Genomic DNA, 24133 nt, shown 5'->3' on the forward strand with positions numbered 1-24133 from the left:
CCGCTTATGCGGCCTTCTGACAACGGAGAGTAACGATGGCCGGCGCAAAAGAAATTCGTAACAAGATCGGAAGTGTGAAAAGCACACAGAAGATCACCAAAGCGATGGAAATGGTAGCAGCTTCTAAAATGCGTCGTTCGCAAGACGCAATGGAATCTTCTCGTCCATACGCGACTACTATGCGCAAAGTGATCGGTCATGTCGCCCTTGGTAAATTAGAGTATCGCCATCCTTATTTGGAAGAGCGTGAAGCCAAGCGCGTCGGTTATATCATCGTATCGTCTGATCGTGGTCTGTGTGGCGGTTTGAACATTAACGTGTTTAAGCGTGCTATCACTGAAATGCAAGCGTGGACTCAAAAAGGTGCAGAGGTTGAAACTGCCCTTATTGGTGCTAAAGCAACGGCATTTTTTAACAGCTACGGCGGAAATGTTTCAGCACAAGTTTCTGGTTTGGGTGATAACCCATCACTGGAAGATCTGATCGGTACGGTCGGTGTGATGCTGAAGAAATACGATGACGGCCAACTGGATCGTCTGTATCTGGTGTACAACAAGTTTGTAAACACCATGACGCAAGAACCAGTGATCGATCAATTGCTGCCTTTGCCTAAGTCAGAAGACGAAGAAATGAAACGCAGCCATGCTTGGGATTACATTTATGAACCTGAGCCTAAACCACTGCTAGATACCTTGTTGGTTCGCTATGTTGAATCACAGGTTTATCAAGGTGTGGTGGAAAACCTCGCGTGCGAACAAGCAGCGAGAATGGTTGCGATGAAGGCTGCAACAGATAATGCAGGTGACATCATTGATGAACTGCAACTGGTGTATAACAAAGCCCGTCAGACTGCAATTACACAAGAGCTCTCGGAGATTGTCTCCGGTGCAGCGGCTGTGTAAGGCAAGGGCCAACGAACTATTTTAGAGGAATAACGATGGCTACAGGTAAGATCGTTCAGATCATCGGTGCGGTAGTCGACGTGGAGTTTCCACAGGAATCAGTACCTCAGGTATATGATGCCCTGAACGTGAAACGTGAAGGCGAGCGTCTGGTGCTGGAAGTTCAGCAACAGCTGGGTGGTGGTATTGTCCGTACCATCGCGATGGGTTCGTCTGATGGTCTGCGTCGTGGACTAGAAATAGAGAACACAGGCAAGCCGATTGAAGTGCCAGTAGGTACTGCAACCCTAGGTCGTATCATGAACGTACTGGGTGACTCAATCGACGAGCGTGGCGATATCGGTGAAGAAGAGCGCTACTCTATCCACCGTGCAGCACCAAGCTATGAAGAACAGTCAAACGCGACTGAACTGCTAGAAACCGGTGTAAAAGTAATCGACTTGGTTTGCCCATTTGCGAAGGGTGGTAAAATCGGTCTATTCGGTGGTGCAGGTGTAGGTAAGACCGTTAACATGATGGAACTTATCAACAACATCGCACTGCAACACTCGGGTCTATCAGTATTCGCAGGTGTTGGTGAGCGTACTCGTGAGGGTAACGACTTCTACTTCGAAATGCAGGAAGCCGGTGTTGTTAACATCGAAAACCCAGCAGAATCAAAAGTAGCCATGGTTTATGGTCAGATGAACGAGCCACCAGGTAACCGTCTACGCGTAGCGTTGACCGGTCTAACTATGGCTGAAAAGTTCCGTGACGAAGGCCGTGACGTACTTCTGTTCATCGATAACATCTACCGTTACACCTTGGCAGGTACTGAAGTATCAGCACTGCTAGGTCGTATGCCTTCTGCGGTAGGTTACCAGCCTACGCTAGCGGAAGAGATGGGTGTTCTTCAAGAACGTATCACGTCTACCAAGAGTGGCTCTATCACATCTGTACAGGCCGTTTACGTCCCTGCGGATGACTTGACTGACCCATCTCCAGCAACCACGTTTGCTCACTTGGATGCGACAGTTGTACTTTCACGTAACATCGCTTCTTTGGGTCTATACCCAGCAATCGACCCATTGGATTCGACCTCTCGTCAGCTAGATCCATTGGTTATCGGTCAAGAGCACTATGATGTTGCGCGTGGCGTTCAGTCTGTACTGCAGCGTTACAAAGAACTGAAAGACATCATCGCTATCTTGGGTATGGATGAACTGTCAGAAGACGACAAACTTGCTGTATCTCGTGCACGTAAGATTGAGCGTTTCTTGACGCAGCCATACCACGTTGCTGAAGTATTCACTGGTCAACCTGGTGTATACGTTTCGCTGAAAGAAACCATCGCTGGCTTTAAAGGCCTGATGAGTGGCGAGTACGACGATATCCCAGAGCAGGCATTCCTGTACTGTGGTGGTATCGAAGAAGTCCTCGAAAAAGCGAAGAACCTGTAAGGTTTTTTAGGAGGCGATATGGCAGCGATGACCTTCCATCTGGATGTAGTAAGTGCGGAGAAACAATTGTTTTCTGGCCGTGCTGAATCTATTCAGGTAACTGGTAGCGAAGGTGAGCTTGGTATTTTCCCAAGTCACACCCCGCTGCTGACCGCCATTACGCCTGGCATGATCCGAATTACTAAACAACATGGCCATGAGGAAGTGATTTATCTTTCTGGTGGTACGTTGGAAGTACAACCAAGCGCAGTGACTGTGCTTGCTGATACCGCGATTCGCGGTGTTGATTTGGACCAAGCTAAGGCGGAAGAAGCGAAGCGACGTGCTGAGGATCGAATCCTCAACAAGCACGGTGATATGGACTTCGCTCAGGCGGCCAGTGACCTGGCCAAAGCGATTGCCCAGCTACGAGTTATCGAGCTGACGAAAAAGGCGCGCTAATATCCGGCCGGATAAACAGCCAAAAGTAAAAGGCGACCAAGTAGGTCGCCTTTTTTATCACTAAAAATTCTCACTTCGTCGATTTATTGAGACAGGGTGACGGAAATCTTTCTTATTCTTAATAATTTGAATCCCGTTCCCTGATCGAAATCGCTACAATACACAACAATTATAGTTGAAGTTGATACTGAGCAATAAGGATACCTCTTCTCATGAATTTCAGTGCCGTCATTCTGGCCGCGGGTAAAGGCACCCGTATGTATTCAAATTTACCAAAGGTGCTTCATACCCTTGCGGGCAAGCCTATGGTGAAACACGTTATCGATACCTGTTGTTCATTGGGTGCCCAGCAGCTTCACTTAGTCTACGGACATGGCGGCGATGACATGAAAGCGGCGCTGTCTCAAGAGCCTGTAAATTGGGTGTTGCAGGCAGAGCAGCTGGGAACTGGGCACGCGGTTGATCAGGCGTCTAGTGAATTCAGAGATGATGAGCAAGTCTTGGTGCTGTACGGTGATGTTCCGCTTATCAGCGAGCAAACGATTGAGAACTTGCTCGATGCGCAGCCTGACGGTGGTATCGCGCTTTTGACCGTCGTGCTTGACGACCCATCAGGTTACGGTCGTATCGTTCGTCGCAATGGTCCTGTTGTGGCCATTGTCGAAGACAAAGATGCGTCACAAGAGCAAAAGCTGATCAAAGAAATCAATACCGGTGTGATGGTTGCAACGGGCCGAGACCTGCGTCGTTGGTTGTCTGCGCTTAACAATGAAAATGCGCAGGGCGAATATTACCTTACAGACGTGATTGCTATTGCTCACAATGAAGGTCGTGCGGTTGAAGCTGTACACCCAGAAAGTGCGATTGAAGTTGAAGGTGTTAATAACCGTATTCAATTGGCGCGTCTTGAGCGTGCTTTCCAAGCGGCTCAGGCGGAAAAATTGTTAGAAAGCGGCGTGATGCTGCGTGACCCAGCGCGTTTCGATCTTCGTGGTCAACTGCAATGCGGTACCGATGTCGAAATCGACGTGAACGTCGTGATTGAAGGTACTGTGACGTTAGGTGATAACGTGGTTATCGGTGCGGGTTGTGTGCTGAAAGATTGTGAAATCGATGACAACACCGTTGTTCGTCCTTACAGCGTGATTGAAGGAGCGTCTGTGGGTGAAGACTGCACCGTAGGTCCATTTACACGTTTACGCCCTGGTGCGGAGCTGGTGGGTGACTCTCACGTAGGCAACTTCGTCGAAGTGAAAAATGCCCGTCTAGGTAAAGGGTCGAAAGCAAATCACCTGACATACCTTGGTGATGCTGAGATTGGTGATCGTGTGAATATCGGTGCGGGTGCGATTACCTGTAACTACGATGGTGCGAATAAACACAAAACCATCATTGAAGACGATGTCTTTGTCGGGTCTGATACTCAGCTTGTCGCGCCAGTTACTGTGAAGAAAGGGGCGACAATCGGTGCGGGCACAACGCTAACCAGTGATGTAGCGGAAGGACAGCTTGTGATCACTCGCGCCAAAGCGCGTGCGTTTGACGGTTGGAACCGCCCCGTTAAGAAGAAATAACACTTGTTATGCATAAAAAAACACCGCAAAAGCGGTGTTTTTTTATTGAAGCGATTAAATCGCCATCAAACGAAAAATAGGGGGTTGACGCCCCTCTGAATCCGCAATATTATACGCGCCTCTGTTGGGGTATCGCCAAGCGGTAAGGCAGCGGCTTTTGATGCCGCCATTCCCTGGTTCGAATCCAGGTACCCCAGCCAACAACGCGTCCGTAGCTCAGCTGGATAGAGTACCTGGCTACGAACCAGGCGGTCGGAGGTTCGAATCCTCCCGGACGCGCCATCTTCTCCCTTCCAGGGGTTTAGATGATAGAGACAAAATGCGGAAGTGGCGAAATTGGTAGACGCACCAGATTTAGGTTCTGGCGCCGCAAGGTGTGAGAGTTCAAGTCTCTCCTTCCGCACCATATTTAAAGGATCATGCTTATCGCGTGATTGCTGTTGGGGTATCGCCAAGCGGTAAGGCAGCGGCTTTTGATGCCGCCATTCCCTGGTTCGAATCCAGGTACCCCAGCCATATTTTGGTTTGGCTACGTAGCTCAGTTGGTTAGAGCACATCACTCATAATGATGGGGTCACAGGTTCGAATCCCGTCGTAGCCACCATTTATTCCGAAAGTCTTTGGCTTTCAAACAGACTGACGCACTACCAAGTGTCTAGAGTGACAAACTCAGAGTCTGAGCAAAACATGCGGTGGTGGCGGAATTGGTAGACGCGCTAGCTTCAGGTGCTAGTGTCCTAACGGATGTGAGGGTTCAAGTCCCTCCCTCCGCACCAGATTTACTTTCCCTTCAAGGGATAGACAAAAGAAATACGCGGAAGTGGCGAAATTGGTAGACGCACCAGATTTAGGTTCTGGCGCCGCAAGGTGTGAGAGTTCAAGTCTCTCCTTCCGCACCATATAAAAAAAGCAGGCTGATTAGCCTGCTTTTTTTCGTCTATATTTTGCCCTTCATGTTCAATCTCCCTGTTATTCCAGTCCCTTGTATAATGTCTATCTTCACGCTTTAACAAAATTGCTGTGAGTTTTCTCGCATTTGATTCTTGATCTTTAGGTTAAAGTGAATATTATCTTTCGAAACGAAAGTTTGGTGGTTACATGTCGAAACGTAATACTCAACAACGGCGTCACGCTATCGTGGCAATGTTGAGTGAGAAAGGAAAAGTCAGCGTAGATGAACTCTCGGGCTTATTTGAAACATCAGAAGTTACTATCCGTAAAGACCTTGCTGAGCTTGAGAAAAACGGAATATTGCTTCGTCGCTATGGGGGCGCTGTACCTGTACCGCACGAAATGGTTTCGGATAATGCAGTTAAAGTTTCGGAACAAAAGTTATCGATAGCGAAAATGGCGGCGAGCCGTATTCGAGACCATAATCGTATTGTGGTGGATAGCGGTTCAACAACGGCAGCGTTAATTCCCCTTCTGAATCAAAAACGTGGCTTGGTTGTCATGACAAATTCTTTGAGTGTTGCTCAAGCAATCAAAGAATTGGAGAACGAACCAACCTTGTTGATGACGGGGGGGACATGGGACCCGCACTCTGAAGCGTTTCAGGGGCAAATGGCGGAACAAGCGCTGCGCGCATATGACTTTGACCAACTGTTTATCGGTGCTGACGGTTTAGATGTCATTCGAGGCACCACGACGTTTAATGAACTCGTAGGGCTTAGCCAGGTAATGGCTGAGGTTTCCAGAGAAATTGTCGTGATGATCGAATCAGAAAAGATTGGACGGAAAATCCCCAATCTGGAGTTGCCTTGGCAAGTTATCACAACCGTGATTACAGATAACAACATCGACAGTACCACAAAACTGGCCATTGAAAAGACGGGCACAGAGGTTATCTGCGCCCCTGATTGATTACGGGGATTTGCTATGTGTGGAATAGTTGGCGCGGTGGCGCAAAGGGATGTGGCGGAAATTCTGGTAGAAGGATTACGTCGATTGGAGTATCGCGGGTATGACTCCGCTGGGTTAGCGGTGGTAGACACCGACGCTCAACTGAGCCGCTTACGCCGATTGGGCAAAGTAAAAATGTTGTCTGATGCGCTCGACGAACAGCCGATTGCGGGTGGTACAGGGATTGCGCACACCCGCTGGGCTACACATGGCGAACCAAGTGAAGCAAATGCTCACCCACACATGTCGGGTGAAAACATTGCCGTGGTTCATAACGGCATTATCGAAAACCACGAGCCACTGAGAGAGTTGCTTATTGGTCGAGGCTATGTTTTCACCTCTCAGACCGATACTGAGGTGATCGCACACCTTGTGCACTGGGAGCTTGAGCAAGGCGGTTCGCTGCTTGACGCATTCAAACGCACCGTCTCACAACTTGAAGGTGCTTACGGCGCGGTAGCGATGGATCGCCGAGATCCTGAAAGACTGATCGCTGCGCGTTCTGGAAGCCCATTGGTGATCGGTTTGGGGATCGGCGAGAACTTCCTGGCTTCTGATCAGTTAGCGCTGTTAAACGTGACGCGTCGTTTCTTGTTCCTTGAAGAAGGCGATGTTGCAGAAATTACCCGCCGCAATGTGGACATTTTTGATGTTGATGGCAATGCGGTAGAGCGCACTGTTCATGAATCAACCGCAGAGCATGATGCGGCGGACAAAGGTCAATACCGCCACTACATGCAAAAAGAAACCTTTGAACAGCCTTCAGCAATCATCAACACACTTGAAGGGCGAATCGACGCTGAAACCGTGCTGGTGGACGCATTGGGCCATGGCGCAAAGGATATTTTGCAAAAAGCAGAGCATATCCAAATCATTGCCTGTGGTACGTCCTATAACGCTGGTATGGTGGCGCGCTACTGGTTTGAATCAATTGCAGGTGTGAGCTGTGATGTCGAAATTGCATCTGAATTCCGTTACCGCAACTTTGTCACACGTCCAAACAGTGTGCTTATCACCTTGTCACAGTCGGGCGAAACCGCGGATACGCTGGCAGCATTGCGTTTGGCGAAAGAGCGCGGCTTTATGGCTGCCATGACAGTGTGTAATGTGGCGGGCTCATCCTTGGTGCGTGAATCTGATATTGCGATCATGACGCGTGCTGGAACCGAAATTGGTGTGGCATCCACCAAAGCCTTCACGACACAGCTAACATCTCTTCTGATGATGGTGACGGCGCTTGGTAAGCAAAAAGGCACGGTGAGTGCAGAGAAAGAAGCGGAGATCGTAAAAGCGTTGCACCGCTTGCCGGCGAATATTGAAAAAGCACTCACGTTTGATAAGCAGATTGAGGCGCTTGCCGAAGGGTTTGCTGATAAGCATCACGCCTTATTCCTTGGCCGTGGTGAGTTTTACCCTATCGCCATGGAAGCGTCGCTAAAGCTCAAAGAGATTTCTTACATCCATGCTGAAGCGTATGCCGCTGGCGAGCTCAAGCACGGTCCTCTGGCGCTTATTGATGCGGATATGCCTGTCATTGTGATTGCACCAAACAATGAACTGCTCGAGAAGCTTAAGTCGAACATCGAAGAAGTGCGCGCACGTGGTGGTCAGTTGTATGTGTTTGCAGATGAATCGGCAGGATTCCAGGAAAGCGAAGGGATGACGATCATTGCTATGCCACATGTTGATGAAGTCAGTGCGCCGATTTTCTACACGGTGCCCATGCAGCTTCTTTCGTATCACGTTGCCCTTATCAAAGGTACGGATGTCGACCAGCCACGTAACCTCGCGAAAGCAGTAACGGTAGAATAATTTATATTTCAATTGTATAGATGTAGATCTACCGCTCGTTAAATACATTGAAAGGCGCTTGGAGCGCCTTTTTTGTATCGTAAATAAGACACGAAATTTGCTCTTTGCTATTTGCAACTTCGAAATATTGGCTGATATTTGCATTTTGCAAATCATTTCGCAGTGATAACAAGACATCACGCCTAGAAAGATAAACACAACACCATTCTGTATCCGTAACTATATGATTTTAATTAATTAAAGCCTTGTCTAAATAGTTGGCGCGTATTGTGCATATTGTCGATAAAGCAGCAAAAATTAAAAACGAGCTGCACGTCGTAGGGAGTGAAGGTGAAGTATGATTGACTCAAAATCACAAGTAGCGAAACGCATCAAAGAAGCACGTGAGTGGAAAGGTATCACTCAGGTAAAAATGGCAAAACTACTCGAAGTAGCGCGCCAAACGTATTTAGACATCGAAACCGGTAAAACCGAACCTCGCGTTCGAATGCTGTCTGAGATTGCAGAAATCACAGAACGCCCATTGGTTTGGTTTGTTTACGGTGATGCAGATGTAGAACTGCACGATGTTCAATATAAGCAAGATGTAAATCGTCTGCTTGAACACTTCTCAAAACTGCCTCACGAGGCACGTACAGCCATCCTAAATCAAAGCGTAAACATGGCATCTTTTTTAGTTAACTACTCTAAATCAGCCCAAAGAGGTTGAGCACTTACTTACGCGGCAGGCTAGGTCAGACCTTGCCTGCCAAAATAGGTATTGCACTATTTGCTTGTCATCTGGCTTAGGCAACAACGGCCTAGATTCACAATTCAATGACGCTTTACATGTGAAGCCAACGCCGCTGTGCATAATGCAGGATCTAGCTGTTAAGCGCTTTACGGTGGTGTGGCAATTTCGCTACAACGCTTTAGCGTCGAGTTGTGGGGCAAGAAGTGATGTTGATTGTCAAAGCTCACGTTGCGCAGCGCATTCGAGAAGCGCGCGAATATCGCGAAATTACGCAAGTAGAAATGGCGCAACATCTTGATGTTGCACGTCAGACGTATTTGGATATCGAGTCGGGAAAGACTGAGCCAAAAATATCGTCGCTTGCGGTAATTGCTGACGTTACTGGCCGACCATTAAATTGGTTGTTATACGGTGAAAGTACACGCAGTGATATCGCGTTTACGCACAGAGATGAGTTAAACACATTATTAATGTTGTTTAACAAATTACCTCTGTCCGCGCGTCACCTCGTGATGGAGCAAGCTTTATTGTTGGCGGCGTACATGGTTGATATCGGCTCGTCACCAAACAATGAATAACGTGAAAAAAAACCGGCTGACGCCGGTTTTTTTATTTCTGTTTCTGTCCTTATTGCTTCGCGAGGAAGAATCGATAGGACGGATTTTCCGTTTCATCTTTCCACGAATACCCAAGCTCACGCAGATGAGTGGTAAATGACAGCAGGTCCGCTTCTTCAAGTTCGAAACCACACAGTACGCGTCCATAGTCGGCACCGTGGTTACGGTAGTTAAAGATGCTGATGTTCCAATGTGTGCCCAATGTGTTGAGAAAACGCAGCAAGGCACCGGGGTACTCTGGAAACTCGAAGCTGTACAAACGTTCCTTCATGGCTTTGGTTGGTCGTCCGCCAATCATGTAGCGTACGTGAACCTTGGCCATTTCGTCGTCGGATAAATCTTCGACCGCATATCCACCTTCGCGTAAATCAGCAATGATGCTATCAAGCTCTTCTTGGCCATTAAGCAAACGCACACCGACAAAGATGTTCGCTTCTGCGTCATCGCTATGGCGATAGTTAAACTCGGTCACCGCGCGGCCGCCTAGCACTTTGCAAAAATCCAAAAATGCGCCAGTACGTTCTGGGATCGTCACCGCAAGCAAACCTTCACGCTTCTCGCCCAACTCCGCACGTTCAGAGACATAGCGCAAACTGTGGAAGTTTGTATTCGCGCCAGACAGGATAGCGGCAAGGTTTTTATCGTTAAGCTGGTGCTGCTCGACATAACGCTTCAGGCCAGCCAGCGACAATGCACCCGCAGGCTCTGAGATGGCACGTGTGTCTTCGAATATGTCTTTCACCGCTGCACAAATCTCGTCGCTAGACACAGTAATGATGTCATCAAGGTGTTCTTGGCAAACACGGAAGGATTCATCACCAATGCGCTTAACAGCGACACCATCTGCAAAGGTACCGACATTCTCCAAAGTAACGGGTTCTCCCGCGTCGAGCGCAGCTTTCAAACAGGCTGAGTCTTCTGCTTCCACAGCAATGAGTTTTACGTGGGGCATGAGCTGTTTGATGATGACAGCAACACCTGCCGCGATGCCGCCGCCGCCAACGGGCAAGAAGATGTAATCAAGGTGACCATTTTGCTGCAGCATTTCCATGCCGATGGTGCCTTGCCCCGCAATGATAGACGGGTGATCAAACGGCGGAACAAAGGTGTAGCCATGTGCTTCAGCAAGTTCTACGGCCTTGGCTTTGGCTTCATCAAAGTTATTGCCATGCAGCACCACATTGCCACCAAAGCTTCGCACAGCGGCGACTTTGATGTCAGGGGTGGTTCTTGGCATCACGATCGTGGCTTTCACGCCCAGTTTGCTGCTAGACATTGCAACACCCTGAGCGTGATTTCCCGCAGAAGCGGCAATAACACCGGCTTTTTTCTGCGTGTCGGTCAGTTGAGCCATCATGTTGTAAGCGCCACGCAACTTAAACGAATGCACCGGTTGGCGGTCTTCACGCTTCAGTTGAATCGTATTACCCAATCGCTGGGAAATTCGCGGCATGTCCTGCAAAGGACTGACAATCGCCACTTCATACACAGGTGCGCGTAAAATATCGCGCAGGTAATCGGCATTACTGAGCGGTGCAACGTCTTGAGTCTGTTGGTGGGCCTGCGTCATGATTACCCCTCCAGTTTGCTTTTATCGCGAACAGCACCTTTGTCAGCACTGGTTGCGAGGCTTGCGTAGGCTTTCAATGCCAAAGACACAACACGTTCACGAGATACTGGTTTCCAGCCACGTGCATCTGCTTCAGCACGACGTGTCGCCAGCTCAGCATCATCCACTTCCAGCACAATAGAGCGATTAGGGATATCAATTGCGATGATGTCGCCTTGCTTCACCAAACCGATTGTGCCGCCGCTCGCCGCTTCTGGAGAAACGTGACCGATAGACAAACCACTGGTACCGCCAGAGAAGCGACCATCAGTGATCAGCGCACACGCTTTCCCTAAGCCCATCGACTTCAAGTACGTGGTTGGGTAAAGCATTTCTTGCATTCCCGGACCGCCTTTCGGGCCTTCGTAGCGGATAACAACCACTTCACCTGCTTTTACTGCGCCAGACAAAATACCGTTAACGGCATCTTCTTGCGCTTCAAAGACATGTGCAGGGCCTCGGAACACTAGGTTCTCTTCGTCTACGCCTGCGGTTTTAACAATACATCCGTCGACAGCAATGTTACCGCTAAGCACGGCAAGGCCACCTTCTTGGCTAAACGCGTTTTCACGGGTACGAATACACCCATTTACGCGGTCATCATCAACGGTGTCCCAGCGACAATCTTGAGAAAAGGCTTTTGTGGTGCGAATACCCGCAGGGCCTGCACGGAAGAAGGTTTTAACTTCTTCATCTTCGGTCACTGTGATGTCGTATTGTGCGATGGTCTCTGCCAGCGTTTGTCCCAACACATTTGGTACGTCTGTGTTGAGAAGATCTGCACGGGCAAGCTCACCCAAAATACCGATCACGCCACCAGCACGGTGAACGTCTTCCATGTGATATTGCTGGGTAGATGGCGCCACTTTACAAAGGTGAGGAACACGACGAGACATACGGTCGATATCGGCCATATCAAACTCGATTTCACCTTCTTGCGCCGCGGCGAGTAGGTGAAGCACTGTATTGCTCGAACCGCCCATGGCGATATCTAGCGCCATGGCGTTTTCAAAAGCTGCGCGGCTCGCAATGTTACGTGGAAGGACGGATTCGTCATCTTGCTGGTAGTAACGCTTGGTCAAATCAACGATACGTTGGCCTGCTTTCAGGAACAATTGCTCGCGATCGGCGTGTGTTGCCAGCATAGAGCCGTTACCTGGCTGGCTAAGGCCCAGCGCTTCGGTCAAACAGTTCATTGAGTTGGCGGTGAACATGCCTGAACATGAGCCACAGGTTGGGCAGGCTGAACGTTCAATCTGCTCACTTTGCTCGTCCGACACTTTTGGATCGGCACCTTGGATCATGGCATCCACCAAATCCAGCTTTAGGATCTGATCAGAAAGCTTGGTTTTACCGGCTTCCATTGGGCCGCCTGAAACAAAGATCACTGGGATGTTGATGCGCATCGCAGCCATCAGCATCCCAGGGGTGATTTTGTCACAGTTAGAGATACAGACCATGGCATCTGCACAGTGTGCATTCACCATGTATTCGACGGAGTCGGCGATCAGTTCACGTGATGGCAAGCTGTAAAGCATGCCGCCGTGACCCATTGCGATGCCGTCATCCACGGCGATGGTATTGAATTCTTTGGCGATACCGCCAGCTTCTTCAATCTCACGAGCAACCAGTTGGCCCATGTCTTTTAAGTGAACGTGTCCCGGTACGAACTGGGTAAAAGAGTTCACTACGGCAATGATGGGTTTTCCGAAATCTTCATCTTTCACGCCAGTGGCACGCCAAAGGGCGCGTGCGCCGGCCATGTTACGGCCGTGAGTGGTAGTGGCTGAACGATACTTAGGCATTTCCTTGTCCTCTTTTACTGCTTATTTGGCTTCCGGAGAGACCGGATCGAGCCATCCCCACTTATCTTCTGTTTGGCCGTTAAACAGGCCAAAGAATGCGGATTGCACTTTTTCTGTGATTGGGCCGCGCGCGCCTTCACCGACGGTGATTTGGTCAACGCTGCGAACCGGCACGATTTCTGCGGCGGTACCTGTCATGAAGACTTCATCCGCGAGGTACAGCGCTTCTCGTGCGATGTTTTCTTCGCGCACTTCATAACCCATGTCACGAGCAAGGATCATGATGGAGTCACGCGTGATGCCCGGCAAAATTGCGCTGGTGGCAGGTGGTGTTGATATCACACCGTTTTTCACCACAAACAAGTTTTCGCCAGCACCTTCTGAGAGGTAACCATCCACGCTCAATGCAATACCTTCAGCATAGCCATGGCGGCGAGCTTCACCACCGACGAGCAAGCTAGAAAGGTAGTTACCACCTGCTTTAGCTGCGGTTGGAATGGTGTTTGGTGCAGCGCGGTTCCAGCTTGAAATCATCGCATCCACGCCGTTTGCCAGCGCTTCTTCACCGAGGTATGAACCCCAGCCGAAAGCGGCAATGATGAGGTCCATTTTGGTTTCTGGTGGTGGGCAAACGCCCAAACCGACGTTACCGACAAAACCCAACGGGCGAATGTAAGCCGAGTTGAGTTTGTTGGCGCGAAGGGTTTCACGACAGGCTTCCATCAGCTCATCGACGCTGTATGGGATCGGGAAACGGTAGATTTTTGCACTGTCTTTCAGACGTTGCATGTGCTCACGATGGCGGAAAACGATAGGGCCGTTCGGCGTGTCGTAGCAACGAATGCCTTCGAACACCGATGTCCCATAATGCATCGCGTGAGTCAGAACGTGAACCGTGGCATCTTGCCAAGGAATGAGTTCACCGTTAGACCAAATATAATCCGCTGTGTTTGCCATGTATTCATCCTTTTTAGTAACGCACTACTGTTATTCTTGCGGGAGCAGACGTACGTGTGAGACATCCCATAATTTGTCTAATTGGCTGTGAAGGTTGGCAACAGGTCGCGTGCTCTCCACCTTCAAGGTAATTTCAACCACATCATTACTGTCAGTATGATGCATGTCTAAGCGGGTGAGGCGAAAGCCACGGTGACGCACGATGCGAAGCAATCGCTCCAACAATTCAGGCTTATCGTCCGCTTCAATAAGTAGGGTATGTGATTGGCTCATGTTCTCTCCAACATATCCTGGTTGGCGGCGCCGGGTGGAACCAGCGGCCATACGTTCTCTTCCTCTGAGATAGCAACATGCAGCAGGTAGGCTGTGTCACTGGCCATCATCTCTTGCAGGGCAGGGATGACCTCTTCTTTACAGGTGATGGTCTTGCCGGGAATATTAAATGCGCTTGCGAGCGTGACAAAATCCGGGTTGTCAGACAAATTGGTTTCGCTGAAGCGTTTGTCGAAAAATAGCTCCTGCCACTGACGAACCATCCCTAGGCGCTGATTATCCAATAGCACCATTTTGACGGGTATATTACGTCGTTTTAAAGTTCCTAGCTCCTGAACGTTCATCATAAATGAACCATCTCCCGAAACTAATACAACCTCATCTTCAGGCCTTGCCATTTTTGCCCCCATGGCGGCGGGTAAGCCAAATCCCATCGTCCCCAAGCCCGCAGATGTCAGCAGGTTTTCAGGACGACGAGGGGCGACGTGTTGTGCCACCCACATTTGGTGTTGGCCGACATCGGTCGCGACCACGGTTGAATCTGGCATCATGTCTGAAAGTTGCTTTAACAGCAGCGGTGCATAGATGGCGTCGCCCGGGTGATCATAGCGCCAGCCGAAGTCGTTCATCATGGTGTTGATGTTTTGCTGCCACTCAGAGATATCTGCTGGCTCGCCTAGCTGGGGCAAGATGGCATTCAGCTCACCGCGAAGAGGTACATTGGCGCGGCGCAGTTTATTAAACTCTGCGGCATCAATATCGATATGAACCACGGTCGCATTCGGGGCGAAAGTATCGAGTTTACCTGTCACGCGGTCATCAAAGCGCGCGCCAATCGCGATCAGTAGATCGGATTGTTGAACTGCAAGGTTGGCCGCTTTTGTGCCGTGCATGCCCAACATACCCAAGTAGTACGGATAATCGCGATGGACCGACCCTAGACCTTTTAGGGTGCAGGTCGCCGGAATTTGGCTGTGATTAAGGAATTGGCGCAAGGTGTCTGTCGCGTGTGCCAATTGAACACCGCCACCGACATACACGATAGGCTGTTTGCTTGCTGCAATCAGTGTGTTGGCTTCTTGCAGTGATGTGATGGACACCTCTGGCGGGGAGGGTAGCGTCGTCGTCGGCGCGACTGTTTCGTCAATCTGACTGAGTTGGACATCTTTTGCGATATCCACCAGCACTGGGCCCGGACGGCCTTCTTTCGCTACCACGAAAGCTTCTGCAAGGGTTTTGGCTAAATCACGTTGGTCAGTCACCAGAAAGCTGTGTTTGGTACACGCAAGGGAAAGGCCGAGCACGTCGACTTCTTGAAACGCATCGGTACCGATAAGGGGGCTGGCGACTTGGCCTGTGATGGCGACGATGGGCACAGAGTCCATCATGGCATCTGCAAGGCCCGTGATCAGGTTGGTTGCACCAGGGCCGGAGGTTGCAAGACAAACGCCTACACCGCCAGTCGAACGTGCATACCCGATGGCAGCCATAGCGGCACCTTGTTCGTGTCGACATAGGACATGGTCGACACCGCCATCATACAGGGCATCATAGACGGGCATGATCGCCCCACCTGGGTACCCGAAAATGGTTTCAACGCCTTGCTCGCGCAATGCGCTGACAACTAATTGTGCACCTGTCATCCTTGCTTCCTCCCTGTCGGCATTGGAGAGAAAAGCTGCTGCTCTGCTTCCTGTGGTGTTTCCATACCGCGTTTTCCTTCTGCGTTTACAACCGGACTTCCAATGTTAAAAAGCCCCCGAACCTTTCGATGCGGGGGCTGGTTGCGATGTTGTTGTTACTTTCTAAACGTCGCTGCCCCTCGCGGTAGTACCACCACGATAATTGAAATAATAATGACGAGGGCGCGAGTTGATAAATTCATTTTTTCTCTTACGTTAACCACCAAATGTTAGGTGGTGATCGTTTATGTCAACGTTTGTTTGCATACTTGTTGTCTGCCCTTAGTGGTATCACAGACGTTCGTCGCATGACAAGTAAAAAGTGAGCGGTTTTCAGGATTTTCGCGTTGTAATGCAGCAATACTATTGGTTTATGCATTTAACTTTATGATAAATAACTAATTAAGCATTTAACCTTATGAGTCTTGCGATTATTCAAAGCCGAGCGTGTGTCGGCGTCAGTGCACCACTTGTTACTGTTGAAGTACATATCAGCAACGGACTGCCCGGATTTAGTCTTGTTGGCCTAGCAGAAACCACCGTAAAAGAAGCCCGCGATCGTGTGCGTAGCGCCATCGTGAATTCGGGTTTCGAATTCCCTGCGAGACGGATCACCGTCAATCTCGCCCCTGCGGATTTGCCTAAAGAAGGGGGGCGTTTTGATTTACCGATTGCGCTTGGCATTCTCGCGGCGTCCTCTCAAATCCCGATGACAAAATTGAACGGCCATGAATTTGTGGGTGAATTAGCGCTGTCGGGTCAACTTCGCTCGGTGAAAGGCGCATTGCCTGCGGCTGTCGCCAGTATTGATGCAAACAGAAGCCTTGTTGTACCTGATGATAATGGTGGGCAGGTGGCGCTGGTGGGGCGAGATATTCATGTGTCCGCGCCAGATTTGATGTCAGTGTGCCGTCATTTGAGCGGGCAGGGGGCATTGATGCTCAAAGAGCCCGAAAACACCGATGTTGAGCACGTCACCAATTCTCGCTGCATGCAAGACATCATTGGTCAGCAGCAAGGAAAGCGGGCGTTGGAAATTGCTGCTGCGGGGTCGCACAATTTGCTGTTTCTTGGCCCGCCAGGCACAGGCAAGACCATGTTGGCATCACGCATGGCAGATTTGCTGCCGCCCATGAGTGATGCAGAGGCATTAGAAACGGCGGCGATCACGTCGTTGACGGAACGACCGCTACACGAAGGGAATTGGAAAAAGCGCCCCTTTCGAACCCCTCATCACTCGAGTTCAATGCCCGCCCTTGTTGGCGGTGGTACAACCCCAAAGCCAGGTGAAATATCCCTCGCCCACAACGGCTTACTGTTTCTTGATGAGATGCCCGAGTTTGAGCGTAAGGTACTCGATTCACTTCGAGAGCCCTTGGAGTCAGGGGAAATTGTTATTTCCCGAGCAAACAGCAAAACCTGCTTTCCCGCCCGTTTTCAATTGATTGGTGCGCTTAATCCCAGCCCCACAGGCCATTATGAAGGCAAACTCTCTCGCTCTAACCCGCAGGCAACCTTGAAGTACTTAAACCGTCTTTCAGGGCCGTTTTTAGATCGCTTTGATTTGTCGATTGAAATCCCTGCGCTGCCACGGGGTACATTAGCTGAAGGGGGCGATCGCGGTGAAACGACGGAGGTCGTGAAAGCGCGAGTGGAAAATGCGCGTGCCGTGATGTTAGCCAGAGCAGGCAAGCCTAACTGTCTGCTTTCAAGCCGAGAGATTGAAACCTATTGCCCGCTGGCAAAAGAAGACGCGGATTTTCTAGAGACAGCGTTGCACCGTTTAGGGCTGTCGATTCGTGCGTATCACCGCATCATTAAAGTGGCGCGAACCATCGCGGATTTAGCGGGGGAGCCCAATATACAGCGCGGACACCTTGCTGAAGCTTTGGGCTATCGTTCGATGGATAGGTTATTGAAACAACTTACCGCCTTGGCGAGTTAGCGGTGAAGTGGGTGCTTATGCACTCATTTGACCACCTCTCACTGAATGGTGTTTTTTATTCTGTCGACGTATTATTACGCCTGATAAACATTACCAGTCTGTGTGTGGGCACGTCGCTTTGATACTTTTCTTTAACGTTCTATTTGTGTGCTTAAACACCGCGGTGGCATCTGTTCTGATCTGCTGTCTCGCGTTGTTCAAAATGCTGCTTCCTGTGCCTGCATTGCAGCGCGCCATTACGCGTGCATGCAATGGCATTATGTGGGTATGGGCGACACTTAATCATGGGTTGGTCAACCTCACGTCAAAGGTGGAATGGGACATACAAGGCGGCGAGTCACTGAGCAAAGACCAATGGTATTTATTGATCGCCAATCACATGAGTTGGACGGACATCGTCGTTGTTTTCTCTGTGTTCAGAAATCGTATTCCCATGGCGAAGTTTTTTCTCAAACAGCAATTACTGTATGTGCCTTTCTTGGGGCTCGCGTGTTGGGCCGTGGATATGCCTTTTATGAAGCGCTATTCCCGCCAGTACTTGCTCAAGCACCCTGAAAAACGAGGTTGTGACCTCAAAACCACGCGAAAATCCTGTGAGCGTTTCCGCCACACCCCCACCACCGTGGTGAATTTTGTGGAGGGCACGCGATTCACCGAAGAAAAAAGGGATGCCACACACTCACCTTTTCGCCACTTACTGCCGCCTAAAACCGGTGGGATTGCCTACACACTCGGGGCGATGGGCGAGCAGTTTGATGCGATCATTAACGTCACCTTGGCTTACCCTGAAAACCGAGATGTCCCTTTTAAAGCCTTGCTTTCAGGAAAGATGAAAAAAGTCGTTGTACGTATTTATACCTTGCCACTTGATAGCGAGGTAAAAGGGGATTACTTCAATGACAAAACGTTCAAGCGCCAATTTCAGCAATGGCTTCATCAGCGTTGGGAAGAGAAAGACGATGAGTTGTCAGTGCTCTACGGTGAGCCGCCCGCACAGACGCAGGTAGAAAAACGACAGGCAGATACGGTGGCATGACACGTAGACAGTGGAAATAAAAAAGGGGCTCAAGGCCCCTTTTTTGCATTTGGATATTCGCTGCGACTTATTGGGTCAGCAGGAAATTAACCAATGCGAAGTAGTCATCTGTTGATTTGATGGTTTTTGGCGTCACGTGGTATTTGCCGTTAACAATCACCGCAGGTACACCGCGAAGGCCTGAATCGTTGAAGCCTTTGTCAAAACGGTTAGCCATCGCATTGACAGCAAAGCTGTTGTACGTGCCGTCGAATTTCTTCGCATCCACACCTTCATCGATGAACATCTGACGCACTTCTGCTTCATCACGTGGTGGCTTTTGAAGCAGGTGAATACGGTTGAAAATGACCGGTACCATGGTGTCTTCAACGTCCAGCATGACGGCGGTTGCATACGCTTTGCTCAGTGCCTTACCCATGTTGCCACCCATGAAAGAAACATGGCTCTTTTGGAAGGTCGCATTCTCAGGGATTTTCTTTTTCAGCTCTTCCATCAAGCCTTCACTCTTGTAGCAATGAGGGCAGTAGAAAGAGAAAAATTCGGTCACTGTTGGTGATTGTGTTTTTGGCAGGTCAAGTACTTGATAGTCCTCACCTGCATTAAAACGCGCTGCGTGCGCAGAGAAGGCCAGCATGGCAACAGCGGCCATCGCAAACAATTTTTTCAACATAAATGTCTTTCTCCCTGATAGTTATAATGCTGCTTACCACTGCGGCGACAGCGACAGAGGCGTTTCCTCAAGAGCAGCTAATTGTTCTTTAAAGGCGAGCACCTGATTTTCCCAGTATTTTGCCTCAGCAAACCAAGGGAATGCACGAGGAAAAGCCGGATCTTGCCAACGTTTTGCCAGCCATGCCATATAGTGAACCATTCTGAGACCACGTAAAGGCTCGATTAGTTGCAATTGATGATGAGGAAAATCGTGAAACTCCTCATAGGCCTCTGCAATGGTGTCCAGCTGCGCCAAGCGATCATGCTGATCGCCGTTGAGTAGCATCCAAATATCTTGGATCGCTGGGCCATTGCGCGAATCGTCCAAGTCGACAAACATTGGCCCATCGCGCCACAAGATATTGCTTGGGTGGCAATCGCCGTGCAGGCGAATCGGTTGCCAATCTGTTGTCCAGCGGGCTTCCAGTACATTGATGAGGCGATCGAGATCGGAAAAGAACGCGTTCTCGAGGTGCATGGGAATGAATTCGCTGTGCTCTAAGATTTTTCGCGGCTGGTGCAGGTATTCATCAAGGCCAATGGTTGGGCGTGCCGTGAAGGCCTCTCGTGCGCCGACTTGATGAATGCGGCCCATGAAACGGCCAACCATCTCGAGTTGATCCCAATTGTCGACTTCAAAGGTGCGGCCTCCCACGCTCGGAAACAGCGCGAACCGATAGCCAGCATGTTCAAATAGTGTCGTACCATCGATTTCAACGGGCACGGCAAGGGGGATTTCAGACTCTTCAAGTTCTTTGGTGAACTGGTGTTCTTCCAATATTTGAGCATTGGTCCAGCGCTGTGGGCGATAGAACTTAGTGACAAAGCGTTTTCGATCTTCATCTTGAAATTGGTATACGCGGTTTTCGTAACTGTTAAGCGCTAAAAGCCCAGATTCAGGGCGAACACCGACGGATTCTAATGCATCAATCAAGGTGTCAGGGGTGAGGTGCTCGAAGCTAAATTGCGCGTCGCTCATAAGGTCACTTGTTTTGTGATAAGAGAGTGTTTGATGGTATCAGAGATTGGTATGACTGTGCGGCTTATACCTAAACAAAAGGGCGCGAGATGCGCCCTTTGTTCGTCGATGTGCTCACCGCGCTTAGAGCTTGCTGATAAAGCGGCTTTCGGTAGACAAGGTTTTTTTGTCATCCCCTGATTGGCGTTCAAGCGTAAACACAATGTTGGCGATAGGTTTTTCTAGCTCGTACGGGTCAACCCCAAGGCTGACTGGCAAGGTGTAAATTTCCCCTGCGCTGAGCGTCACTTGTTGTTTGCCGTACCACTCAATACCTTCAAGCCCTGTCACCGATAAATTATACGTCTCTGAAGCTTGCGTTTTATTCAGAATCTTCAAGGTATAGGTGTTTTCAATCAGCCCATCCGTATTGGTCTTAAACAGCTGTGTTCTATCACGAATAACGTCTAACCCCATCGGTTGAACGGCATTGAGGAAGTAAAAGAACATAACGAACATGGCGATCATCACGACGCCATAGCCGATCAATTTAGGACGCATGACATCCACGGCATGGCCAGCGAGTTTGTGTTCGGTGGTGTAGCTGATGAGGCCATGCGAATAGTTCATGCGATCCATGGTGTCGTCACAGGCATCGATACACGCACCACAGTTGATGCATTCGTATTGAAGGCCGTCGCGAATGTCGATACCCGTCGGGCACACCTGCACACAGAGGTTACAGTCAACGCAATCTCCCAATCCCAAATCTTTAGGGTCTTTTTTGCGAGGTCTTGGGCCACGCGCTTCACCGCGCGCTTTGTCATAACCCACAATGAAGGTGTCTTTGTCGAACATCGCGGATTGGAAGCGAGCATAAGGGCAAATATGAATACACATGATAGAGCGCATCCAACCTGCATTGCCGTAGGTACAAAAACTGAAGAAGAGCACCCAAAACACAATCCAGAAACTGCTTGAGAAGGTGAAAAACTCAAGGAAGAGTGTTTTCACTGGGACGAAATACCCAACAAACGTGAGGCCTGTTATCAACGCCACCGCGAACCAGCAAAGGTGCTTTAGGGTTTTTCGGGCCAATAAATCTCGCGTCATGGGCTTTTTGTCTTGTGAGCGGCGTTTATTGGCAGGGCCTTCGAGCTTTTCTTCAAACCAAATATAGATAAAGGTCCATACCGTTTGTGGGCAGAGGTATCCACACCAGACTCGACCGAGGAAGGTGGTGACAAAAAAGAGGCCAAAGGCGGCCACCATCAGCACCACCGCAAGCAAGGTCAGATCTTGTGGCCACAAGGTGGTGCCGAAGAAATTGAACTGCTGTTTGCCGATGTCGATCAGAATGGCTTGTCGATCACCGAAGGAAATCCATGGGGTGAGCAAGAAGAGCAGCATGAAAAACCACCCCATTTTTTGGCGCAGTTTCTGGTAGATCCCTTTCGCCGCACGAACATAAATGCGGTTGCTTGGGTTGAAACGATCACCGCTACCTTTATGGGTTTTGGGATTAAATTCTTTGGGCGTGACATCTTTGATGTCGATTTTTTCCTTGCTCATGACACCTGCTTTCCTTGGGTCAAACGGGCTATCCCGACAATGCTTCACACCGATACGTTGTCGGTGTTCTTTAATCATAGACCGAAGATTATACCGTAGCAGACTGCCGACATTCTGTGCGGGTGGTGGGATAATGCTTGAACGCCAAGACAAGGCTTGGGGAACAGATGATTGTTTTAAAATAAAAAAGCGAAACCCATGGTTTCGCTTTTCTTGGCAATTTTATACGCTGCGTTTAGTCAATAATTCCGCGAGCGCGCAAAATGGCAGTTTTGAAGTCGTTTTCGCAGTCTTTCGCAAGACCGGGGATCATTTCATCTTTGCCGCTGTTACGCATTTTTAGATGGTAAATCAGCACATCATCGGTGAGTGCGTCGAGTTGACCTTCATAGCCTGCTTCTTCGGCGAGTTTGCTGATCATTTGCATCAGATTCAGCTCAGGTTCTTTCTGCCACTCAGGGTGAAGCAGTTCGATCAGTTCGTTAACGCGATGACATTTCATTGAAGACTCCAAATTGGGCTAACACAGTGTTAAAAAATAGCCTTGGTTTTTATATGGCTTATTCGCCATACAGTACCAGAATCACTATGTGCAAGCTATGTCGTCTTATGCCGCTTCGCCTGTTGGCGTTTCGGTGTTTAACACTGGATTTGGACGGATCAACGTCAAATCAGGTGTTGATGTTTTTGATGACGCTTTGAACGTTGGAGCAAACGAAGTAGAACGCATACGTGCTGGTGTACGAGTAACGCGGACGGTGCGAACAGTGACAGGGCGCATTTAAGTTTCTCAGTTTTCGCGCATCCATGACGGGGTTAATAGCAGAGTGATTCAGGGGTTCCGATGGCTGATAGCCTTGCTGTTTTTTCACTCTGAAATGAAATTTCGCGCGGAGCATAACAAAAATAAATCGTTTAAAAAAGCATCAAGTTAAAAAAATAAAAAAAGCCGCATTCGCGGCTTTTTCTTTACGGTTTTTGGCGAGTTATGCAATCGGCATTACGCGGTTTCTTCCCAAGTTTTTCGCCTCATATAATTGGGCATCAGCGCGGCTGATCAAATTGCGTGGGCTTTCCCCTTTTTCAAACTGCGCAACACCAATAGAAACGGTGATGTTGTCGAGCTTGGAGCCTGTCTTTTTGTCTTTAATGGCCAGCTTGTCGATGCTGGCACGAATGGTTTCCGCAACACGGCAGCCACCACCAAGCGGACGATTAGGCACCAGCAATGCAAATTCTTCCCCGCCATATCGGAACGCTTCAATCCCTTCTCGGCAAAACTCCGCGAGGCGTTTCGCGGTGAGTTTGAGCACCTGATCACCCATCAAGTGCCCATAGGTGTCATTAAAACTTTTGAAATGGTCGAGATCGCAAATCAGCAAACAAAACCCGCGTTGAGGAGGCGAGGCGATAAGTTTGTCGAGATGCTTGTCGAAGGAGCGGCGGTTTAAGATGCCAGTCAGTGCATCGTTAAAGGCTTGCTCGTTCGCCTCTGCCAGCGTTTCTTTTAAACGCTCAATTTCTTTTTGGGCATCCGCCAGCTGGTTTTTAAAGAAGCTGGTGGACTGCCGAATTTCCTTTGAGCCTTTTAATGCTTTTCGCACCACCGCAATGGTTTCTTCTGTGCTCATGGCTTCTTCATCAAGACGAGCCAATTGCGAAAAGGTCTTCTCCAATGTGCCTTGAAACACATCGGTGTCTTTCATGGTATCAACCATGGTGTTGCTGATTTCAAGGGCTAGCGCCTCAAAACCTTCCTGTGCTGCTTGAATACCTTCATTTTGCCCATCAGCAATATGCGCTTCATAGAGCTCAGTGCATTGTTCTAGACTGACGGAACCCGACGATTGAAGCGACTCGTTCATTGCTTTGGTGAGTGCTTCGTCAGTGTTAGCAATATAGGTATACCAAAGTGCATAGTTTTTAGGATTTGCAGGCACTTGGTATTTCATCATGAGTGGTACGAGTTTCTTTAAATATCCAGCGGATAGCGCAAATGAATCCTTAGACATAGCTGGCTTATTCTCCGTTATATAGTGTGGAATGTGTCTTTCCACGTGTCACCAGTCTTCTAATCTTAGTAGAAATTATCAAAATGCTGTGACTACTGAACCCGTCATTACCGTCTACACTGCGGTAAATTAGACGTGCGGCATATTTAGGCG

At 49.4% G+C, this 24133-nt stretch carries 21 protein-coding genes and 7 tRNA genes; 17 read left to right on the forward strand and 11 right to left on the reverse strand.

Translation table 11 applies throughout. The annotated features are described in order from the left end of the window. Positions 1-35: 35 nt before the first annotated feature. The 15 genes from atpG to EQP46_RS21735 all read left to right on the forward strand — a co-directional run bounded on the left by atpG (position 36) and on the right by EQP46_RS21735 (position 9381). Positions 36-902: a F0F1 ATP synthase subunit gamma gene (atpG, locus tag EQP46_RS21665; RefSeq protein WP_129495614.1), complete on the forward strand. Its 867-nt coding sequence runs from the start codon at positions 36-38 to the stop codon at positions 900-902. Between the two features lie 35 nt (positions 903-937). After that, the gene (atpD, locus tag EQP46_RS21670; RefSeq protein ID WP_129495615.1) at positions 938-2341 is read left to right on the forward strand and encodes a F0F1 ATP synthase subunit beta; all 1404 of its coding nucleotides are present in this window, start codon (positions 938-940) and stop codon (positions 2339-2341) included. An 18-nt stretch (positions 2342-2359) separates the two neighbouring features. Next, positions 2360-2782 carry a F0F1 ATP synthase subunit epsilon gene (locus tag EQP46_RS21675; RefSeq protein WP_129495616.1) on the forward strand — a complete coding sequence of 141 codons (423 nt, stop codon included), beginning with the start codon at positions 2360-2362 and terminating at the stop codon, positions 2780-2782. A 212-nt stretch (positions 2783-2994) separates the two neighbouring features. Next, entirely contained in the window at positions 2995-4356 is a 1362-nt protein-coding gene (gene glmU / locus EQP46_RS21680; RefSeq protein ID WP_129495617.1) for a bifunctional UDP-N-acetylglucosamine diphosphorylase/glucosamine-1-phosphate N-acetyltransferase GlmU, read from the forward strand. Positions 4357-4481: 125 nt separating this feature from the next. Next, positions 4482-4556, forward strand: a tRNA-Gln gene (locus tag EQP46_RS21685). Positions 4557-4561: 5 nt separating this feature from the next. Next, a tRNA-Arg gene (locus tag EQP46_RS21690) sits at positions 4562-4638 on the forward strand. Between the two features lie 39 nt (positions 4639-4677). After that, positions 4678-4762 (forward strand) — tRNA-Leu (locus tag EQP46_RS21695). A gap of 35 nt (positions 4763-4797) precedes the next feature. After that, positions 4798-4872, forward strand: a tRNA-Gln gene (locus tag EQP46_RS21700). Between the two features lie 11 nt (positions 4873-4883). After that, positions 4884-4960 (forward strand) — tRNA-Met (locus tag EQP46_RS21705). A gap of 85 nt (positions 4961-5045) precedes the next feature. Further along, positions 5046-5132 (forward strand) — tRNA-Leu (locus EQP46_RS21710). Positions 5133-5170: 38 nt separating this feature from the next. Continuing rightward, positions 5171-5255: transfer RNA gene (locus tag EQP46_RS21715), tRNA-Leu, on the forward strand. Positions 5256-5454: 199 nt separating this feature from the next. Continuing rightward, complete coding sequence (locus tag EQP46_RS21720) at positions 5455-6219, forward strand: DeoR/GlpR family DNA-binding transcription regulator (RefSeq protein WP_129495618.1); 765 nt, start codon at positions 5455-5457, stop codon at positions 6217-6219. A 15-nt stretch (positions 6220-6234) separates the two neighbouring features. Then, positions 6235-8070 carry a glutamine--fructose-6-phosphate transaminase (isomerizing) gene (gene glmS, locus EQP46_RS21725; protein WP_129495619.1) on the forward strand — a complete coding sequence of 612 codons (1836 nt, stop codon included), beginning with the start codon at positions 6235-6237 and terminating at the stop codon, positions 8068-8070. A 337-nt stretch (positions 8071-8407) separates the two neighbouring features. Then, entirely contained in the window at positions 8408-8779 is a 372-nt protein-coding gene (locus tag EQP46_RS21730) for a helix-turn-helix transcriptional regulator (protein WP_017012300.1), read from the forward strand. Between the two features lie 230 nt (positions 8780-9009). Then, complete coding sequence (locus tag EQP46_RS21735; protein ID WP_017012299.1) at positions 9010-9381, forward strand: helix-turn-helix domain-containing protein; 372 nt, start codon at positions 9010-9012, stop codon at positions 9379-9381. Positions 9382-9430: 49 nt separating this feature from the next. On the opposite strand, the gene ilvA is transcribed toward EQP46_RS21735, so the two are convergent. Genes ilvA through ilvG form a run of 5 tightly spaced genes read right to left on the reverse strand, consistent with a single transcriptional unit; the run spans position 9431 to position 15707 of the window. Then, the gene (ilvA, locus tag EQP46_RS21740) at positions 9431-10990 is read right to left on the reverse strand and encodes a threonine ammonia-lyase, biosynthetic (RefSeq protein WP_129495620.1); all 1560 of its coding nucleotides are present in this window, start codon (positions 10988-10990) and stop codon (positions 9431-9433) included. A gap of 2 nt (positions 10991-10992) precedes the next feature. Next, positions 10993-12834 (reverse strand): dihydroxy-acid dehydratase, encoded by a 1842-nt coding sequence (gene ilvD, locus EQP46_RS21745; RefSeq protein ID WP_129495621.1) that lies wholly within the window; start codon positions 12832-12834, stop codon positions 10993-10995. Positions 12835-12855: 21 nt separating this feature from the next. Next, positions 12856-13791, reverse strand: coding sequence for a branched-chain amino acid transaminase (locus tag EQP46_RS21750; RefSeq protein ID WP_129495622.1), 936 nt, complete (start codon positions 13789-13791; stop codon positions 12856-12858). A 30-nt stretch (positions 13792-13821) separates the two neighbouring features. Next, entirely contained in the window at positions 13822-14064 is a 243-nt protein-coding gene (gene ilvM, locus EQP46_RS21755) for an acetolactate synthase 2 small subunit (protein ID WP_017012295.1), read from the reverse strand. Continuing rightward, positions 14061-15707 (reverse strand): acetolactate synthase 2 catalytic subunit, encoded by a 1647-nt coding sequence (ilvG, locus tag EQP46_RS21760; RefSeq protein WP_129495623.1) that lies wholly within the window; start codon positions 15705-15707, stop codon positions 14061-14063. Before ilvG ends, ilvM begins: the two co-directional genes overlap by 4 nt. A gap of 457 nt (positions 15708-16164) precedes the next feature. On the opposite strand from ilvG, the gene EQP46_RS21765 reads away from it, so the two are divergent. Both EQP46_RS21765 and EQP46_RS21770 read left to right on the forward strand, forming a co-directional pair. Continuing rightward, positions 16165-17691 carry a YifB family Mg chelatase-like AAA ATPase gene (locus EQP46_RS21765; RefSeq protein WP_129495624.1) on the forward strand — a complete coding sequence of 509 codons (1527 nt, stop codon included), beginning with the start codon at positions 16165-16167 and terminating at the stop codon, positions 17689-17691. Between the two features lie 118 nt (positions 17692-17809). Further along, entirely contained in the window at positions 17810-18727 is a 918-nt protein-coding gene (locus EQP46_RS21770) for an acyltransferase (protein WP_129495625.1), read from the forward strand. Between the two features lie 67 nt (positions 18728-18794). Here the strand turns inward: EQP46_RS21770 and EQP46_RS21775 are convergent, their stop codons facing one another. The 6 genes from EQP46_RS21775 to EQP46_RS21800 form a co-directional block, all read right to left on the reverse strand. Continuing rightward, on the reverse strand, positions 18795-19397 hold the full coding sequence (locus EQP46_RS21775) for a thiol:disulfide interchange protein DsbA/DsbL (protein WP_129495626.1): 603 nt from the start codon (positions 19395-19397) through the stop codon (positions 18795-18797). Positions 19398-19430: 33 nt separating this feature from the next. Further along, the gene (locus EQP46_RS21780; protein WP_129495627.1) at positions 19431-20417 is read right to left on the reverse strand and encodes a serine/threonine protein kinase; all 987 of its coding nucleotides are present in this window, start codon (positions 20415-20417) and stop codon (positions 19431-19433) included. Between the two features lie 123 nt (positions 20418-20540). Next, complete coding sequence (gene ccoG / locus EQP46_RS21785; RefSeq protein WP_129495628.1) at positions 20541-21968, reverse strand: cytochrome c oxidase accessory protein CcoG; 1428 nt, start codon at positions 21966-21968, stop codon at positions 20541-20543. 235 nt (positions 21969-22203) lie between these two features. Beyond that, positions 22204-22470: a YihD family protein gene (locus EQP46_RS21790; RefSeq protein WP_017012286.1), complete on the reverse strand. Its 267-nt coding sequence runs from the start codon at positions 22468-22470 to the stop codon at positions 22204-22206. A gap of 105 nt (positions 22471-22575) precedes the next feature. Continuing rightward, on the reverse strand, positions 22576-22749 hold the full coding sequence (locus tag EQP46_RS24345) for a hypothetical protein (RefSeq protein ID WP_192545536.1): 174 nt from the start codon (positions 22747-22749) through the stop codon (positions 22576-22578). Positions 22750-22954: 205 nt separating this feature from the next. After that, positions 22955-23980, reverse strand: a complete 1026-nt coding sequence (locus tag EQP46_RS21800; protein WP_129495630.1) for a GGDEF domain-containing protein — start codon at positions 23978-23980, stop codon at positions 22955-22957. Positions 23981-24133: the final 153 nt, after the last annotated feature.

The organism is Enterovibrio baiacu, assembly GCF_004120195.1.
Taxonomy (GTDB): Bacteria; Pseudomonadota; Gammaproteobacteria; order Enterobacterales; family Vibrionaceae; genus Enterovibrio; species Enterovibrio baiacui.

What these genes read in the sequence shown, in the direction of transcription:
- EQP46_RS24345 (WP_192545536.1), bottom strand. Translation starts at nt 22,749, where the DNA reads ATGCGCCCTGTCACTGTTCGCACCGTCCGCGTTACTCGTACACCAGCA.
- EQP46_RS21675 (WP_129495616.1), top strand. Translation starts at nt 2,360, where the DNA reads ATGGCAGCGATGACCTTCCATCTGGATGTAGTAAGTGCGGAGAAACAA.
- EQP46_RS21775 (WP_129495626.1), bottom strand. Translation starts at nt 19,397, where the DNA reads ATGTTGAAAAAATTGTTTGCGATGGCCGCTGTTGCCATGCTGGCCTTC.
- EQP46_RS21790 (WP_017012286.1), bottom strand. Translation starts at nt 22,470, where the DNA reads ATGAAATGTCATCGCGTTAACGAACTGATCGAACTGCTTCACCCTGAG.
- ilvA (WP_129495620.1), bottom strand. Translation starts at nt 10,990, where the DNA reads ATGACGCAGGCCCACCAACAGACTCAAGACGTTGCACCGCTCAGTAAT.
- EQP46_RS21800 (WP_129495630.1), bottom strand. Translation starts at nt 23,980, where the DNA reads ATGTCTAAGGATTCATTTGCGCTATCCGCTGGATATTTAAAGAAACTC.
- glmU (WP_129495617.1), top strand. Translation starts at nt 2,995, where the DNA reads ATGAATTTCAGTGCCGTCATTCTGGCCGCGGGTAAAGGCACCCGTATG.
- EQP46_RS21730 (WP_017012300.1), top strand. Translation starts at nt 8,408, where the DNA reads ATGATTGACTCAAAATCACAAGTAGCGAAACGCATCAAAGAAGCACGT.
- EQP46_RS21780 (WP_129495627.1), bottom strand. Translation starts at nt 20,417, where the DNA reads ATGAGCGACGCGCAATTTAGCTTCGAGCACCTCACCCCTGACACCTTG.
- ilvD (WP_129495621.1), bottom strand. Translation starts at nt 12,834, where the DNA reads ATGCCTAAGTATCGTTCAGCCACTACCACTCACGGCCGTAACATGGCC.
- EQP46_RS21750 (WP_129495622.1), bottom strand. Translation starts at nt 13,791, where the DNA reads ATGGCAAACACAGCGGATTATATTTGGTCTAACGGTGAACTCATTCCT.
- EQP46_RS21765 (WP_129495624.1), top strand. Translation starts at nt 16,165, where the DNA reads ATGAGTCTTGCGATTATTCAAAGCCGAGCGTGTGTCGGCGTCAGTGCA.
- ilvG (WP_129495623.1), bottom strand. Translation starts at nt 15,707, where the DNA reads ATGACAGGTGCACAATTAGTTGTCAGCGCATTGCGCGAGCAAGGCGTT.
- EQP46_RS21735 (WP_017012299.1), top strand. Translation starts at nt 9,010, where the DNA reads ATGTTGATTGTCAAAGCTCACGTTGCGCAGCGCATTCGAGAAGCGCGC.
- ilvM (WP_017012295.1), bottom strand. Translation starts at nt 14,064, where the DNA reads ATGAGCCAATCACATACCCTACTTATTGAAGCGGACGATAAGCCTGAA.
- atpG (WP_129495614.1), top strand. Translation starts at nt 36, where the DNA reads ATGGCCGGCGCAAAAGAAATTCGTAACAAGATCGGAAGTGTGAAAAGC.
- glmS (WP_129495619.1), top strand. Translation starts at nt 6,235, where the DNA reads ATGTGTGGAATAGTTGGCGCGGTGGCGCAAAGGGATGTGGCGGAAATT.
- atpD (WP_129495615.1), top strand. Translation starts at nt 938, where the DNA reads ATGGCTACAGGTAAGATCGTTCAGATCATCGGTGCGGTAGTCGACGTG.
- ccoG (WP_129495628.1), bottom strand. Translation starts at nt 21,968, where the DNA reads ATGAGCAAGGAAAAAATCGACATCAAAGATGTCACGCCCAAAGAATTT.
- EQP46_RS21720 (WP_129495618.1), top strand. Translation starts at nt 5,455, where the DNA reads ATGTCGAAACGTAATACTCAACAACGGCGTCACGCTATCGTGGCAATG.